This window comes from Pandoraea sp. PE-S2T-3 (genome assembly GCF_002179965.1).
Classification (GTDB): Bacteria; Pseudomonadota; Gammaproteobacteria; order Burkholderiales; family Burkholderiaceae; genus Pandoraea.
Genome location: NZ_NGUQ01000015.1, coordinates 330,152 through 345,285 on the forward strand (window position 1 = coordinate 330,152; position 15,134 = coordinate 345,285).

Annotated in this window: 9 protein-coding genes; 6 read left to right on the forward strand and 3 right to left on the reverse strand. The window is 63.6% G+C overall.

Going from position 1 to position 15,134, the window contains the following annotated elements:
- Positions 1-11: 11 nt before the first annotated feature.
- On the forward strand, positions 12-1,205 hold the full coding sequence (locus CDV46_RS13720; protein WP_254916045.1) for a PA0069 family radical SAM protein: 1,194 nt from the start codon (positions 12-14) through the stop codon (positions 1,203-1,205).
- A 22-nt stretch (positions 1,206-1,227) separates the two neighbouring features.
- Here CDV46_RS13720 and CDV46_RS13725 read toward each other — a convergent pair whose 3' ends face one another.
- On the reverse strand, positions 1,228-1,716 hold the full coding sequence (locus CDV46_RS13725) for an Lrp/AsnC ligand binding domain-containing protein (RefSeq protein ID WP_058379484.1): 489 nt from the start codon (positions 1,714-1,716) through the stop codon (positions 1,228-1,230).
- 104 nt (positions 1,717-1,820) lie between these two features.
- Here CDV46_RS13725 and CDV46_RS13730 point away from each other — a divergent pair, with 104 nt between their 5' ends.
- Both CDV46_RS13730 and ald read left to right on the forward strand, forming a co-directional pair.
- Positions 1,821-3,107 (forward strand): D-amino acid dehydrogenase, encoded by a 1,287-nt coding sequence (locus tag CDV46_RS13730; protein WP_087723029.1) that lies wholly within the window; start codon positions 1,821-1,823, stop codon positions 3,105-3,107.
- 175 nt (positions 3,108-3,282) lie between these two features.
- Positions 3,283-4,416, forward strand: a complete 1,134-nt coding sequence (gene ald / locus CDV46_RS13735; RefSeq protein WP_087723031.1) for an alanine dehydrogenase — start codon at positions 3,283-3,285, stop codon at positions 4,414-4,416.
- Positions 4,417-4,601: 185 nt separating this feature from the next.
- Here ald and CDV46_RS13740 read toward each other — a convergent pair whose 3' ends face one another.
- A complete protein-coding gene (locus CDV46_RS13740; RefSeq protein WP_087688291.1) occupies positions 4,602-7,736 on the reverse strand; it encodes an efflux RND transporter permease subunit in 3,135 nt (1,044 codons plus the stop codon).
- A gap of 3 nt (positions 7,737-7,739) precedes the next feature.
- Positions 7,740-8,996, reverse strand: coding sequence for an efflux RND transporter periplasmic adaptor subunit (locus CDV46_RS13745; RefSeq protein ID WP_087723033.1), 1,257 nt, complete (start codon positions 8,994-8,996; stop codon positions 7,740-7,742).
- A 535-nt stretch (positions 8,997-9,531) separates the two neighbouring features.
- Here CDV46_RS13745 and ubiG point away from each other — a divergent pair.
- The 3 genes from ubiG to CDV46_RS13760 all read left to right on the forward strand — a co-directional run bounded on the left by ubiG (position 9,532) and on the right by CDV46_RS13760 (position 15,118).
- The gene (gene ubiG, locus CDV46_RS13750) at positions 9,532-10,227 is read left to right on the forward strand and encodes a bifunctional 2-polyprenyl-6-hydroxyphenol methylase/3-demethylubiquinol 3-O-methyltransferase UbiG (RefSeq protein WP_058379489.1); all 696 of its coding nucleotides are present in this window, start codon (positions 9,532-9,534) and stop codon (positions 10,225-10,227) included.
- Position 10,228: 1 nt separating this feature from the next.
- Positions 10,229-10,975, forward strand: coding sequence for an HAD-IA family hydrolase (locus CDV46_RS13755; RefSeq protein WP_087723035.1), 747 nt, complete (start codon positions 10,229-10,231; stop codon positions 10,973-10,975).
- A gap of 123 nt (positions 10,976-11,098) precedes the next feature.
- Positions 11,099-15,118 (forward strand): DUF748 domain-containing protein, encoded by a 4,020-nt coding sequence (locus CDV46_RS13760; protein WP_087723037.1) that lies wholly within the window; start codon positions 11,099-11,101, stop codon positions 15,116-15,118.
- Positions 15,119-15,134: the final 16 nt, after the last annotated feature.

Genomic DNA, 15,134 nt, shown 5'->3' on the forward strand with positions numbered 1-15,134 from the left:
GGAGACTGGCCATGGCTTCTTCATTCGCGCCGCCCCCGGCCCGCCGAGGCCGAGGCGCTGTCGCCAACCTGGAATCGCGCTTTTCCGAGTTCCGGAGAGAGGCAGACGAGACCCGCCATGAATCGGACATGGCCCATGAAACCGAGGTCAAGTTCGTTACGCAGGTCGCGCTGGAAACGGCCCGTACGATCATCTCGCGCAACACTTCGTCCGACATCCCCTTCGACCGCTCCATCAACCCGTATCGTGGCTGCGAGCACGGCTGCACCTACTGTTTCGCGCGGCCGACTCATGCCTATCTCGGACTCTCGCCGGGCCTCGACTTCGAAACGCGCCTGTATGCCAAGACCAACGCCGCCGAGCGGCTTGACGCCGAATTGCGCAAGCGGGGTTATCAACCGGCGTTGCTGGCGCTCGGTGCGAACACCGACCCGTATCAGCCGATCGAGCGCGAGTACCGGATTACGCGCAGCGTGCTTGAAGTGCTGGAGCGTTTCGGCCATCCGGTCGGTATTACGACGAAATCGGCGCTGGTGACTCGCGACATCGACATCCTGTCGCGCATGGCGCAACGCGGGCTCGCGCGCGTATTCATTTCAGTGGGAACGCTCGACGCAGACATCGCCCGCAAGATGGAGCCGCGGGCCAACACGCCACCGAAACGCATCGAAGCGATTCACAAGCTCACGCAGGCCGGCATCCCGACCGGGGTCATCGTCGCGCCGATCGTGCCGGCGCTCACCGATTTCGACATCGAGCGGGTATTGACGACGGCCGCCGAGGCCGGGGCCACTTACGCCGGATACACCATGCTGCGTTTGCCGCGCGAGGTGCATGACGTTTTCGTCGAATGGCTGGAGGTGAACTATCCGATGCGCGCCCGCCACGTGATGAGCCTGATCGAGCAGGTCCGTGACGGCAAACACAACAGTGCAGAGTTCGGCACGCGAATGCGCGGGACCGGGCTGCATGCCGAACTCATCCGGCAGCGCTTTCTTCTGGCCGCCCGTAAGCTCGGGCTCAATCAGGCGCGCCCGCCGCTTCGCAACGACCACTTCAAGGTGCCTGAACTTCCTGAGCCGCACGGTGCCGCTGACGGCACCACCCAAGGCACCGCGATGAGACGAGGTCGGCCACGGCAAACCGACCCCGCGACGGCCGACACCCCAAACGGGACCGTCAACCCGCAAATGCCGCTTTTTTAAGCCACCGTACCGCTCACGCTTTTCACTCTTCGACGTTAACCGTGAGCGTCTCTTTGATTTCTTCCATTACGACGTAACTCTTCGACTGCACGGCGCCCGGCAATTGCAGCAGGATGTCGCCGAGCAATTTCCGGTATTCGGACATTTCACGAATGCGCGCCTTGATCAGATAGTCGAAGTCGCCCGAGATGAGATGACACTCCATGACCTCGGGAATACGCAGCACTTCGCGACGAAACTGATCGAACATGTTCCCCGATTTGTGATCGAGCGTGATCTCGACGAAGACCAGCAGCGCCGCGCCCAGCGCCGCCGGATTCACGCGCGCGAAGTAGCCCATGATCACGCCGTCGCGCTCCATGCGTTTCACCCGCTCGATGCACGGCGTGATCGACAGCCCCACCTGCTCCGACAGGTCTTTCATCGACATTCGACCGTCTTGCTGAAGCAACGTGAGGATGCGCCGGTCAAGCCGGTCCAGCGTCCGAATCGATTGCTGCTGCATTCGCATGATTTTTTCCTGTATTCAACCGATATTCATTAACTAAACCTAGCTATCCGAGAATAGCATGCCATTAATTACTGCATAACTACGGATTTACAGGAGTCCACGCAATGAAGGTCATCGTTCTCGGCAGCGGCGTCATCGGCGTTACCAGCGCCTACTACCTGGCAAAGGCCGGGCACGACGTCACGGTGCTTGATCGTCAGGTTGGCCCTGCGCTCGAGACCAGCTTCGGCAACGCCGGCCAGATTTCGCCGGGCTACGCCTCGCCCTGGGCTGCCCCGGGCATTCCGACCAAGGCCATCAAGTGGCTGTTCCAGAAGCACGCCCCGTTGGCGATTCGTCCGGACGGCTCGCTCTCGCAGCTGAAGTGGCTCTATCAGATGCTGCGCAACTGCACGCCGGAGCGTTACACCGTCAACAAGGAACGCATGGTGCGCATTGCGGAATACAGCCGCGATTGCTTCCGTGCCCTGCGCGCCGAGACGGGTATCTCCTATGAAGGCCGTCAAGCCGGCACGCTGCAACTGTTCCGTACCGACGAGCAACTCGCCAACGCCGCACGTGACATCGCCGTGCTGGAAGAAGCCGGCGTGCCGTTCGAACTGCTCGACCGCACGGCCCTCGCCAGCGCCGAACCGGCCTTGGCTGCCGTCGCGCACAAGCTCACGGGCGGTCTGCGCCTGCCGAATGACGAGACTGGCGATTGCCAGCTCTTCACGACGCGTCTGGCCGCGATGGCCGAAGCGCTCGGCGTGAAATTCCGCTACGACATGCCGATCGACGGCCTGCACGTGGTCGGCGACAAGATCGAAGGTGTGGTGTGCGCCGGCATGATGCAACGCGCCGACGCCTACGTTGTCGCGCTCGGTTCTTACTCGACGCCGTTCCTGCGTGGCATCGTCGACATTCCGGTCTATCCGCTCAAGGGCTATTCGATCACGGTACCGATCGTCGATGCCGAACGCGCACCGGTCTCGACCGTGCTCGACGAAACCTACAAGATCGCCGTCACGCGTTTCGACGATCGCATTCGCGTCGGCGGCATGGCCGAAGTCGTGGGCTACAACAAGGCACTGAACCCGGCACGCCGCGCCACGCTCGAAATGGTCGTCAACGATCTGTATCCGGGCGCGGGCAACACGGCGGAAGCGTCGTTCTGGACCGGCCTGCGTCCGATGACGCCGGACGGCACGCCGATTGTCGGCGCTACTGCGCTGCGCAATCTGTTCTTGAATACGGGGCATGGCACGCTGGGCTGGACGATGTCGTGTGGCTCCGGCCAGTTGCTGGCCGACCTGATGTCGGGCCGCCGGCCGGCCATTTTGTCCGACGATCTGTCGGTGGCGCGCTACAGTGGCGCGCCGGAAGCGCAGGCCCAACCGGCCTTCGCCTGATGCATCGAACGGCACCTTCGGGTGCCGTTTTTGTTTAGGGGGCTCACATGGATCGCAAGCGTGCGACCGATGCGGGCCATGCGATGAGACGCGACACCTCGATGCCGCGCCCGCCCCGCCTGATGACTGGTTCGATAGCGTTTTTTTGCCGTCACATCACAACAGGAGACACATCATGAAGATCGGCGTACCGAAGGAGATCAAGAACCACGAATACCGCGTAGGCATGACGCCCGCAGCCGTACGCGAAGTCGTGGCACGCGGGCACGAGGTATGGATCGAGACGCAGGCCGGTGCAGGCATCGGCATGGACGATACGGTCTACGCTGCGGCGGGTGCACGCATTGCCGGCAATGCCGTCGACGTCTTCGACCGTGCCGAGTTGATCGTCAAGGTCAAAGAGCCGCAGGCCGTTGAGCGTGCGCGTCTGCGCCCCCATCACACGCTATTCACGTATCTGCATCTCGCGCCTGACCCGGACCAGACCCGCGACCTCATCAAGAGCGGTGCCACGTGCATCGCCTACGAGACGGTGACCTCGGCCACTGGCGGGCTGCCGTTGCTCGCCCCGATGTCCGAAGTCGCCGGCCGCATGTCGATTCAGGCCGGGGCGACGGCGCTCGAAAAAACGCACGGCGGCCTTGGTCTGCTGCTCTCGGGGGTGCCCGGGGTGGAAGCGGGCAAGGTCGTGATTCTCGGGGGCGGCGTCGTCGGCACCAATGCCGCGACGGTGGCGATCGGCATCGGTGCGCAGGTCACCGTCATCGACAAGTCGGTGGATGCGTTGCGACGGATCAGCGCCCAGTTCGGCGGACGTGTGCAGACGGTCTACTCGACGCAGCACGCCATCGAGCAACATCTGCGCGAGGCGGACCTCGTGATCGGCGGCGTGTTGATCCCCGGTGCGGCGGCACCGAAGCTGATCACTCGGGCGATGCTCGGGCTCATGCGCAAGGGGTCGGTCATCGTGGACGTGGCGATCGATCAGGGTGGCTGTTGCGAGACATCGCATCCGACCACGCACGCCGATCCTGTCTATATCGTGGAAGGCGTCGTGCACTACTGCGTGGCGAATATGCCGGGCGGCGTGCCGCGCACCTCGACGTTTGCGTTGAACAACGTGACGCTGCCGTTCATCCTGCAACTGGCCGAGCATGGCGCCGTGGCGGCGATGCGCTCCGACCCGCATCTGCTCGCGGGTCTGAATGTCGCACGCGGCATGGTGACGAATCGGGGTGTCGCCGAGGCGCTCGGGCTGACCTATCACGATCCGCACGCCGTATTGGCCAACCTGCCGGCGGCGGCTTAAGCAGCAAAGCGGCACGGCGGTGCATGGGGTACCGCCCCCCGTCAAACCGCACCGCCCAAAGTGTCGACGACTCAAGGGTCCGGATAGCATTGTCTGGACCCGCCTTCCACCTTCCGCCTTCCGCCCTCCCCGCTCCACCGCTCCACCCTCTACACCCTCTACGCCTTTACCCAGCGCCTATTTCCTCACAGCGCCCTACCCGCGCGCTTCGCCTCCCGCCGACGCCGATACCACTGACTCGCCCGATCAAGGTAGAGGTACACGACCGGCGTGGTGAAGAGCGTCAGCGCCTGCGAGAGCAGCAGACCACCGACCATCGCGTATCCCAGCGGACGCCGCAATTCCGAGCCCGCCCCGCTCCCCAGCATCAACGGCAAGCCCGCGAGCAACGCGCACATCGTCGTCATCATGATCGGCCGAAAGCGCAGCAGGCACGCCTGATAGATCGACTCCTCGGGCGAGAGCCCCTGCTCGCGCTCTGCCGTCAGCGCGAAGTCGACCATCATGATCCCGTTCTTCTTGACGATCCCGATCAGCAAAATGATGCCGATCAGCGCGATCACGCTCAGATCGTGTCCGCCGATCATCAGGATCAGCAGCGCGCCCACACCTGCTGATGGCAACGTGGAGAGAATGGTGAGCGGATGGATATAGCTCTCGTAGAGCAACCCAAGCACGATGTACACCGCAATCAATGCCGCCAGAATCAGGTACGGCTGTGTCGCGAGCGAATCGCGAAACGCCTGCGCCGTGCCCTGAAAGGTGCCATTCAGCGAGAGTGGCAGATTCATCTCGGCCTGCGTGGTTCGAATCGCATCGACCGCCTCACCCAGCGACACCCCCGGCGCCAGATTGAACGAGAGCGTCACCGCCGGAAACTGGCTCTGGTGACTGATCAGCAGGTAATTGGTCTTGCTGCGGTCCACGGAGACGAACGTCGAGAGCGGCACCCGCTGGCCCGTGATCGGCGACGTGAGATAGAGCTTGTCGAGCAACGACGGATCGGACTGCAATGCCGGCGTGACTTCCATGATCACGTGATAGCTGTTGATCTGCGTAAAGTACTGCGCGATCTGGCGCTGCCCGATGGCGTCGTATAGCGTCGACTCGATGACCGCAGGCGAAATGCCGAAACTCGACGCCCGGTCGCGGTCGATGGTCAGTGTCGCCGTGGGCGCGTTGCTCTGCTGGTCGGTCGCGAGATCCGTGAGCTGCGGTAGCTTCCGCAAACGCTCCAGCAAGCGCGGCGCCCACACGTTGAGCTCATTGATGTCTGCATCGGTCAACGTGTACTGATACTGCGTGCGCGCGAGACGGCCTCCGACATTGATGTCCTGCCCGGCTTGCAAGAACAGGTTGATACCTTCGAGTTGCGCAAGTTTGGGGCGCAACCGTGCGATCACCTGATCGGCCGAGAGTGTTCGTCCAGCCGACTTCGGCTTGAGGTTGATGTAGAAATTTGCCGTGTTCGCGGTGTTATTGCCGGTATTGGCCACAAAACTCAGCACGGCCGGATCTTGCCGCACCACATCGGCCACCTTGACCACGCGCTCGCTCATCAGCTTGAACGACGTGTCCTGCGACGATTCCGCAAAACCGAACACGAAGCCAGTGTCCTGTTGCGGGAAGAAGCCCTTCGGGATCACGACGTAGAGCAACGCTGTGAGTGCCACCGTGGCAATGAACACCAGCAACGTCACGAACTGGTGTTCAAGCACGATATGCAGTCCGTGCCGGTAGCCATCCTGCATGCGCGAGAAGCCAGTCTCGAACCAGCGATACAGACGGCCATGCTGCACGTTCGACGCGTCGCGCAAAAATCGCGAACAGAGCATCGGCGTGAGCGTGAGCGAGACGATCACCGAGATCGCGATGGTCAGCGTCACCGTGATCGCAAATTCCCGGAACAAGCGGCCGACGATACCGCCCATCAACAGCAACGGAATGAATACCGCCACCAGCGACACAGAAATCGACACGATCGTGAAGCCGATTTCGGCGGCCCCGCGATAGGCCGCCTCCATCGGGGCCATGCCGTCCTCGACGTGGCGGTAGATGTTCTCGAGCATCACGATGGCATCGTCCACGACAAAGCCGACCGAGATCGTCAGCGCCATGAGCGACAAGTTGTCGAGACTGAACCCGATCGCGTACATCACGGCAGCCGTCCCCATCATCGCGAGCGGAACGGTCACGGCAGGAATGAGCGTCGCGGGCAGATTTCGCAGGAACAGGAAGATCACCAGCACGACGAGCACACCGGTCAACACCAGCGTGAACTCCACGTCCTCGACCGATGCCCGGATGGTCTGCGTGCGGTCGGTGAGCACGTTGACCTCCACCGCCGGGGGAATCGACGCCTGCAAGCGCGGCAACGCCGCCTTGATGCGCTCGACCGTGGCAATCACGTTCGCGCCCGGCTGTTTGGTCACGGCGAGAAACACCGAGCGCCCGCTCTTGAGCGGTTCACTCTCCGGCATGGCCGCACCGCGATACGCCCAGCCGGCAAAGCGGGCATTTTCCGGACCGGCCACGGCCTGCCCCAAGTCACGCACACGCACCGGCGCCCCGCCACGGTACGCAACGATTACGTCGTTCCATCGCACCGGATCGAGCAACTGGCCGTTGTCGTAGACCGTCACACTCTGACGAGGTCCGTCGAAACTGCCTTTGGGTGTGTTGACAGTCGCACTCGCGAGCGCGCCGCGCACCGTTTCGAGATCGAGTCCCAGCGCCGCAACTTTGTCGGGGTCGAGTTGCACGCGAATCGCAGGCTTCTGCGTGCCCCCGATGTTCACTAGCCCGACACCATCGATCTGTGAAATCTGCTGCGCCAGAATGTTATCGGCGTAGTCGTTCACTACCGTGAGCGGCAAGGTGTCCGACTTGACCGCCATCAGCATGATCGGCGAATCGGCCGGGTTGACCTTGCGATAGGTTGGCGGACTCGGCAGATTGTTCGGCAACTGGCCGCCGGCCGCGTTGATGGCCGCCTGCACGTCCACGGCTGCCGCGTCGATATTGCGGTTCAGATCAAACTGCAACGTGATCGACGTGGTACCCAGCGCACTGGTCGACGTCATCTGCGTGAGGCCCGCGATCAGCGAGAACTGCCGCTCCAGCGGCGTGGCCACATTCGACGCCATGGTCGACGGATCGGCACCGGGCAACGTGACGGAGACCTGAATGGTCGGAAAATCGACCTGCGGGAGCGGTGCGACCGGCAACAGTGGCCACGCGGCAACACCCACGAGAAAGAGCGCCGCCGCCAGCAGCGACGTGCCGATGGGACGTTTGATGAAGGCGGCGGAGATGGACATGGGTTATCGGGCCGCCGCTGCACTTGCTGAACTTGCCGCGCTTGCGCCACTCGCCGTGCCTGCCCCAGCCCCCGTAGTGGCACTGCGCGCTTCCACCACCGACACGCCGGGACGCAACTTGAGCTGCCCCTCGACCACCACTCGCGCGCCTGGTGCCAGACCGCTTTCGATGATGGCCCGGCTGCCCTGCGTCATGCCGACCTTGACCGGTTGCACGGCGGCACGCCCATCGCCCCCCACCACGTACACGAAGGTGCCGTTCGGCCCGTTCTGGATCACCGACGCATCGAGTGCGATGGCCTGCGTGATGACGCCAAGCGTCAGGCGTGCATTGACGTATTGGCCGGGCCACAGGCGGTGATCGGCATTGGCGAAGGTCGCCTTCAACTGCACCGTGCCGCTCGTGTTGTCGATCTGGTTGTTGATCAGGGTGAGCTTGCCGGAGGCCAGCATCTCGCTGCCCGTGCGCGGAAATACGTCGACCGCCAGCCCTTGACTGCCGGCGGCTTGCATGGCGGCATTCACCCGTCCGACCGCCTCTTCCGGCAGCGTGAACAGCACGGTGATCGGGTCGATCTGATTGACGATGACAATGCCGTTGGCGTCTGCCGCGTGCACGATGTTGCCCACATCGACCAGCCGCACGCCGGTTCGCCCGGTGACCGGCGAACGAATCGTCGTGTAGTCGAGTTGCACGGCAGCGAAGTCGATTTGCGCCTGATCGGTCATCACGGCGGCTTCGAGTTGCTTGACGAGCGCCGCCTGCGTGTCGGCCTGCTGTTGCGGCGACGCGCCTTGCGCGGCCAGTGTCTGGTAGCGCTTGAGATCGACGCGGGCGTTGACGAGTTGTGCCACGTCGCGTGCCTTGGTCGCGCGTGCCTGTTCCAACTGCGCGCGGTACGGACGCGGATCGATCTGCACGAGCAGGTCGCCGGCTTTCACGTCCTGCCCTTCGTTGAAGGCGATTCGCTCGATCTGGCCGTCCACCCGCACGCGCACCGTCACCGACGTGGTGGCTTGCACCGTGCCGATGCCTAAAACGTAGCGCGGCAGATCACGTGCCGACGCGATGGTCGTGATCACCGCCACCGGTGCCGGCGGCGGCGCCGCGGGCGGCTTCCGGTTGGCGAACCAGCGCCAGATCAGCAGCGCGACGATCACCAGCAGCAATAGCGCCAACCAGCGCCAGCGGTGGGATCTTCGAGGGGATTCCGGTGGCGAAGCGGCGTCGGCGCTATCTCGTGCCGAGGATTGCGTCATGGCGCCTCCCTGGGGAGTCCGATCCAAAACGGCCGGGTATTTGCCGCCATACGGGGTGGATGCGGTGCGGACGCGGGACCAACCCGCTGCCCGTTCCACAACCCCGGCGGCAAACACGAATCGTCCCCGACCACTCCAAGGGACGTGCCCCCGAGTGTGTCGTATCTGCCCGGGGCTCGCAGTCCGCATTTTCCCTGCCCGGACTGGCTTGCCATGCGGCCGCCACGTGCCGGACAGCGTGACGCCATGGTGCCGTCATCCACCTCGCGCGGTGACCGATGACCTGTCAAAACGCCTGTTTGAGTCCGGCCAAGGTGGTAACCCGATGCCCTCCGGGCGTTATTCCCGCCCCATCGGTGACGCGCGGCGGGCACGCCGCAAACTCACGCCAGGCCTTGCGCTTTGGACATGGGCGCACTCACTTCGTTATACTTGCCCCATCTCGACGGCGCCCGCCGGTCCCTGCCCGGTCGACGGGCACGCGCCGCCGCCCGGCATCCTGCCTGCGCAAGCCGTCAATGTCTGTGACCAATCGATGAACGCCGACCCCCAAGAAATCAGCAAATTCAGTGAGCTGGCCCACCGCTGGTGGGATCCGCACAGCGAATTCAAGCCGTTGCACGAAATCAACCCGCTACGTCTGGACTGGATCGAACAACACGTGCCGTTGCAAGGCAAACGTGTGCTCGACGTCGGTTGCGGCGGTGGCATCCTGACCGAATCGATGGCGCGTCAGGGCGCACGCGTCAAAGGCATCGACCTCTCGACGAAAGCACTGGGTGTGGCCGATCTGCACAGCCTCGAAGCCGGCCTGCCGATCGAGTACGAAGAAATTGCCGTCGAAGCGCTGGCCGCGCGCGAGCCGGGCACCTACGACGTGGTGACCTGCATGGAAATGCTCGAACACGTGCCGTCGCCGGCCTCGATCGTGGCGGCCTGCGCCACGCTCGTCAAACCGGGCGGTCATGTGTTCTTCTCCACGCTCAATCGGAATCCGAAGGCATGGCTGCTGGCCGTGGTCGGTGCGGAATACGTGTTGCGCATGTTGCCGCGCGGCACGCACGACTACGCCAAGTTCATCCGCCCGTCAGAACTCGCGTCGTTCACCCGGACGAACGGCTTGACCGTGCGCGATCTGCGCGGGTTGACGTATAACCCGATCAACAAGCGCTACGCGATCAATCGCGATACCGACGTCAACTACATGGTCGCGTGCACGCGCGATGCCTGATATGTTCGAGCCCCCTGTGCCTAACGTCTCCGCCGCCAATACCGCCAATGCCGACGTCAACGACGGCACACTGCCCCTGCTGAGTGGCGATGTGCGCGCCGTACTGTTCGATCTTGATGGCACGCTCGCCGACACGGCACCGGACCTCGTCGCCGCCGTCAACAAGGTCCGCACCGACCGCGGCTTGCCGCCCGGCCCCTACGAAACACTGCGTCTGCAAGCGTCGCATGGGGCGCGCGGTCTGATCGGCAGCGCTTTCGGCGTAACGCCGGACGACGCGGCGTTCCCAGCCCTTCGCGACGCCTTCCTCGCTAATTACGAAGCGGCACTTTGCGTGCAAAGCCGTCTGTTCGAAGGCGTGCCCGAGCTGCTCGCGGCATTGACCGAGCGCGGCATACCGTGGGGCATCGTGACGAACAAGGCGGCATGGCTGACCAATCCGCTCGTCAAGCTGATCGGGCTCAGCGAAGGTGCCGCCTGTGTCGTATCGGGCGATACCACCCCGCATAGCAAACCGCATCCGGCACCGCTGCTCTACGCGGCAGAGTGCATCGGCATTTCGCCGGCACATATCGTGTACGTCGGCGACGATCTGCGCGATGTGCAGGCAGGCAAGGCGGCTGGCATGGCAACCATTGCAGCGGCCTATGGTTATTGCGGTGACACTCTCGCGCCTGCCCAATGGCAGGCCGACGCTGTCGTCGAACGCGCGGGCGCGATCGCCCCGCTGGTGATGTCCCGAGCCTGATCGGCCGCAGGGGCGTCACCTTCCGGAGCAGGGCCGCTGGCGCAGCGGGCCCGCTCCGGGTCTATTCCGCCGCGCACAACGGTGGCGCGGCGAGTGCTTCACTGGCTACTTACGGGAGACCGCATGGCCGAGCAAGCGAACGATCGCAAACCTTCTCCGGATATCCCCCCGGGCAATTCCCGCCTGCAACAGGGACTCGCGCGCGCTCAGGCGCTCGGCCGCGATCCCGTGGTGCGCCGGCGCGCACGCAAGACAGGTCTCTGGACCGTTGGCGTGCTGGCCGTCTTTGGCGTCGTGGGCTACTTCACGGTACCGGCGGTGCTCAAGCATTACGCCATCGAAAAGCTCTCCACCTATCTCGAACGGCCGGTGAGCGTGGGTGACGTGAGTTTCAATCCGTACACGCTGCGTCTCGACCTTCATCAGGTACACATCGGCGACAAAGCGCCGGGGCAGCCTTTCGTTGATGTTGGCATGCTGCGCGTGAATGCGTCGTGGGGCTCGTTGTTCCGGTTCGCCCCCGTCGTCGACGAACTCTACGTAGATACGCCCGTCGTCAACATCGTGCGCACGGCGCCTCAACGCTTCAACTTCTCGGACATCATCGACAAAGCCACGTCCGGGCCGCCCTCGCCGGAGCCGTCCAAACCGACGCGCTTCGCGCTGAACAACGTGCAGATCAAGAACGGCTCCATCCGTTTCGACGACACGGTGCAAAACGAGAAGCACGTTGTCGACAATCTGCAAGTGGGCGTGCCGTTCATCGCGAACCTGCCGGCAGACACCGACATCTTCGTGCAGCCGCTGCTCAAGGCGTCGATCGACGGCGCACCGCTCAACATCACGGGCCAGACGAAGCCTTTTGCCGACTCGCTCGAATCGACGGTCGACATCAAGCTCGACCGCCTCGACGTGCCCAAGTACCTCGGCTATTCGCCGGTCTCGGTGCCCGCGCAGATCAAGAGTGCGGCCGTGAGCACCGATCTGAAGCTGCGCTTCACGCGCGACAAGGACGGCAGCAACCATGTGACGCTGACCGGCACGGCCACGCTGGCGGATGCCGTCGTCCACGAGCCGGACGGCTCACCGATGGTGGCTGTCAAGCAAGTCGACGTGAAGCTCGGCAAGGTCGAGCCGCTGAATAACGTCTATCACATCGACAGCGTCCGGATCGACGGTCTCGATCAGCAAGTGACGATGGAGAAGAACGGCACGCTGAATGTGACCAAGGCGCTGCTGCCGCAGCGCACGGTCATCAAGGCCGTTGGCAAGGCAGTTGGCGAAGCGGCAGCGTCGCCGCAAGCGAATGAAGCGGCCAAGTCGGCCCCGAAGGTCGCCGCCGAGCAGACGGCTCAGGCGGCCACGCCGGCGTCGGCTGCCGAAGCGGCGCAGGCCAAGGCCGCCGCTGCGGCGCAACCGAGCCCCCTCGACCTGATCGTGGGCGAAGTCGCGGTGGTCAACAGCAAGGTCCGCTTCACCGATGAGCGCGGGGCGAAGCCTGCGAGTATCGCGCTGGAGAACATTCAGATCGGTGTGAAGCAGTTTTCGACACTGGGCAAGGAACCCGCGACCTACGACGCGTCGATGGGTGTGCAAAGTGGCGGTACGTTGAAGGCACAGGGTCAGTTCAGTCTGCCGGCGTACAACGCCAGCGGCGATCTCGATGCCGAGTCGATTGCCCTCACCCCGCTGCTGCCGTTTGCACAGGGTGCACTGGCGGGCGATCTGAAGAGCGGCACGGTCGGCGTGCAGGCGAAGTTCAGCGCCGCATTCGCGCCGGACAAACAGCCGAACGTTCAGATTTCGCCCGCCACGGCCACGCTCGACAAGATCGAATGGCTCACCGGCATCAAGGGTGACGCGCCGCTCAAACTCGCCCACGCACAGGCGAAGCTCTCGCGCTTCGATCTCGGTGCGCAGCAGGCAGTGCTCGACGAGTTGACGGTCACGGGGCTGGATGTGGCGGCACGTCGCGACAAGGACGGCAAGATCAACCTGCTCGCGCTGACCGGTAACGGTCAACCAAAGACGGCCGCTGCGGCGGGTGGCGTGGGTAGCGGGGGCAGCGATATCAATACGCGCGTAGGCACCGAACGGGGTCGCCGTACGTCGGCCAAGGCGCCTGCCAAAGCCGCGCAGGCCGGTGGATGGCAGTGGCAGGTCGGCAAGGTCTCGATCGAGAACGCGAGCATCGGGCTGGAAGACCGGGCCGTCAAGGGGCGTCCGATCAACGCGAAGCTGGCACCGCTCAATGTGCGCGTGCAAGGCGCCTCGCAGGACATGGGCAAGCCCCTGCAACTTGAGGTCAACGGCACGCTGAACAAGAAGGGTTCGCTGAACGTCACCGGCAACATCACGCCGCAACCGCTCGCTGGCGACCTTCAGGTCAAGACGCAGCAACTCGATCTGGCAGCATTCGACTCGTATCTCAGCGACGAACTGAATGCGAGCATCGCCAGCGCCCTGCTGTCGAGCAACGGCCGCGCCACGTTCGCGATGAAGGGCGACACGCCGCAAGCCACCTACCGAGGCGACGCCACGCTGGGCAACGTTCGCCTGTTGGACAAGGTGACGGCCGACGACTTCATGCGCTGGAACGCGCTGTCGGTGCAGCAGATCAACATGGCGGTCGGTAGCGGCAAGCCCAACGTGCAGTTGGGCAGCATTGCGTTGTCGCGCTTTTATGCACGGCTGATCATCAACCCCAACGGGCGGCTGAATCTGGCCGATGTGGTCGGCAACAAGGAAACGGCACCACGCTCGCTGACGCGTGCGAATGGCGGTGTGCCGCTCGACGGCAGTTCTGCGAGCGCTGCCGCGGCCAATCCTCCGCTCGATGCTGCCGCCTCGGCGGTGGAAGCCGGTCAGCCGACCGAAGTCGAGAAAAAGGAGCAAAAGCCGGGCGAGACTACTGTTGAACGCGGCCCGGGTTACGGCACGGGCAAGGCGTTGCCGGCGGACGTGCACATCGGCCGGATTACGCTGCAAGGCGGCAACATCAACTTCACCGACAACTTCGTCAAACCGAACTACACGGCCAATTTGACGGATATCGGCGGACGCATCGGGGCCTTCGGCACGGCGACGACGGAGCCTGCGGATGTGGCGTTGCAGGGCAAGGTCAACCGCAATTCGCCGATCGACATTTCGGGCAAGATCAATCCGCTGGCGCCGATGGCGTTTGTGGATGTGAGCGCGAAGGCTGACGGTATCGAGCTGACCAATCTCACGCCGTACTCGACCAAGTACGCGGGTTACCCGATCGAGAAAGGCAAGCTCACGGTGGACGTGCATTACTCGCTCGATCAGGCCAAGCTCACGGCGAACAATCACATCTTCATCGACCAGTTGACGTTCGGTGACCGCGTTGAGAGCCCGACGGCGACCAACCTGCCGGTACGTCTGGCGGTCTCGTTGCTGAAGAATTCGCGCGGTGAGATTGACGTGAACATTCCGATTTCCGGCTCACTCGAAGATCCGCAGTTCAGCTTGGGCGGCGTGATTTTCCGGGCGTTCGTGAACCTGATTGTCAAAGCGGCGACGGCACCGTTCAGCCTGTTGGCCTCGGCGTTTGGCGGCGGCGATGAAGAACTGGGTTACGTAGAGTTTGCACCCGGCAGCGCGCGGCTTACGCCGGAAGACGAGAAGCGTCTCGATACGTTAGTGAAGGCGCTGAAAGACCGTCCTTCGCTCAAGCTCGACATTGTGGGCCGCGTCGATCCGGCGAAAGATACCGATGGCCTGCGCGAAGTGGCGGTTGATCGTGCAATCAAGGCGCAGAAGGTCAAGTCGATGGTCGGCCGCGGCGAGAGTATCGACGTGGACAGCGTGAAGGTGACGCCTGAGGAGCGCAGCAAGTATCTGACGGCGGCCTACAAGGCGGCGGACTTTTCGAAGCCACGCAACATGATCGGCTTTGCGAAGTCCTTGCCCGACGACGAAATGGAGAAGCTCATGGAAACGAACATCAAGGTGGGCGATGACGATCTGAGAGCGCTGGCCGAGCGGCGTGCGCAGCAGGTACGCACCTGGCTGGACGGCAAGATCGAGTCGGAGCGGTTGTTCGTGGTGGCCCCGAAGCTCAATGCGGAGGGCATCAAGGACAAGGGCGCGACGACACGGGTTGACTTCGCACTCAAGTAGGGCATTTGTGTCATAA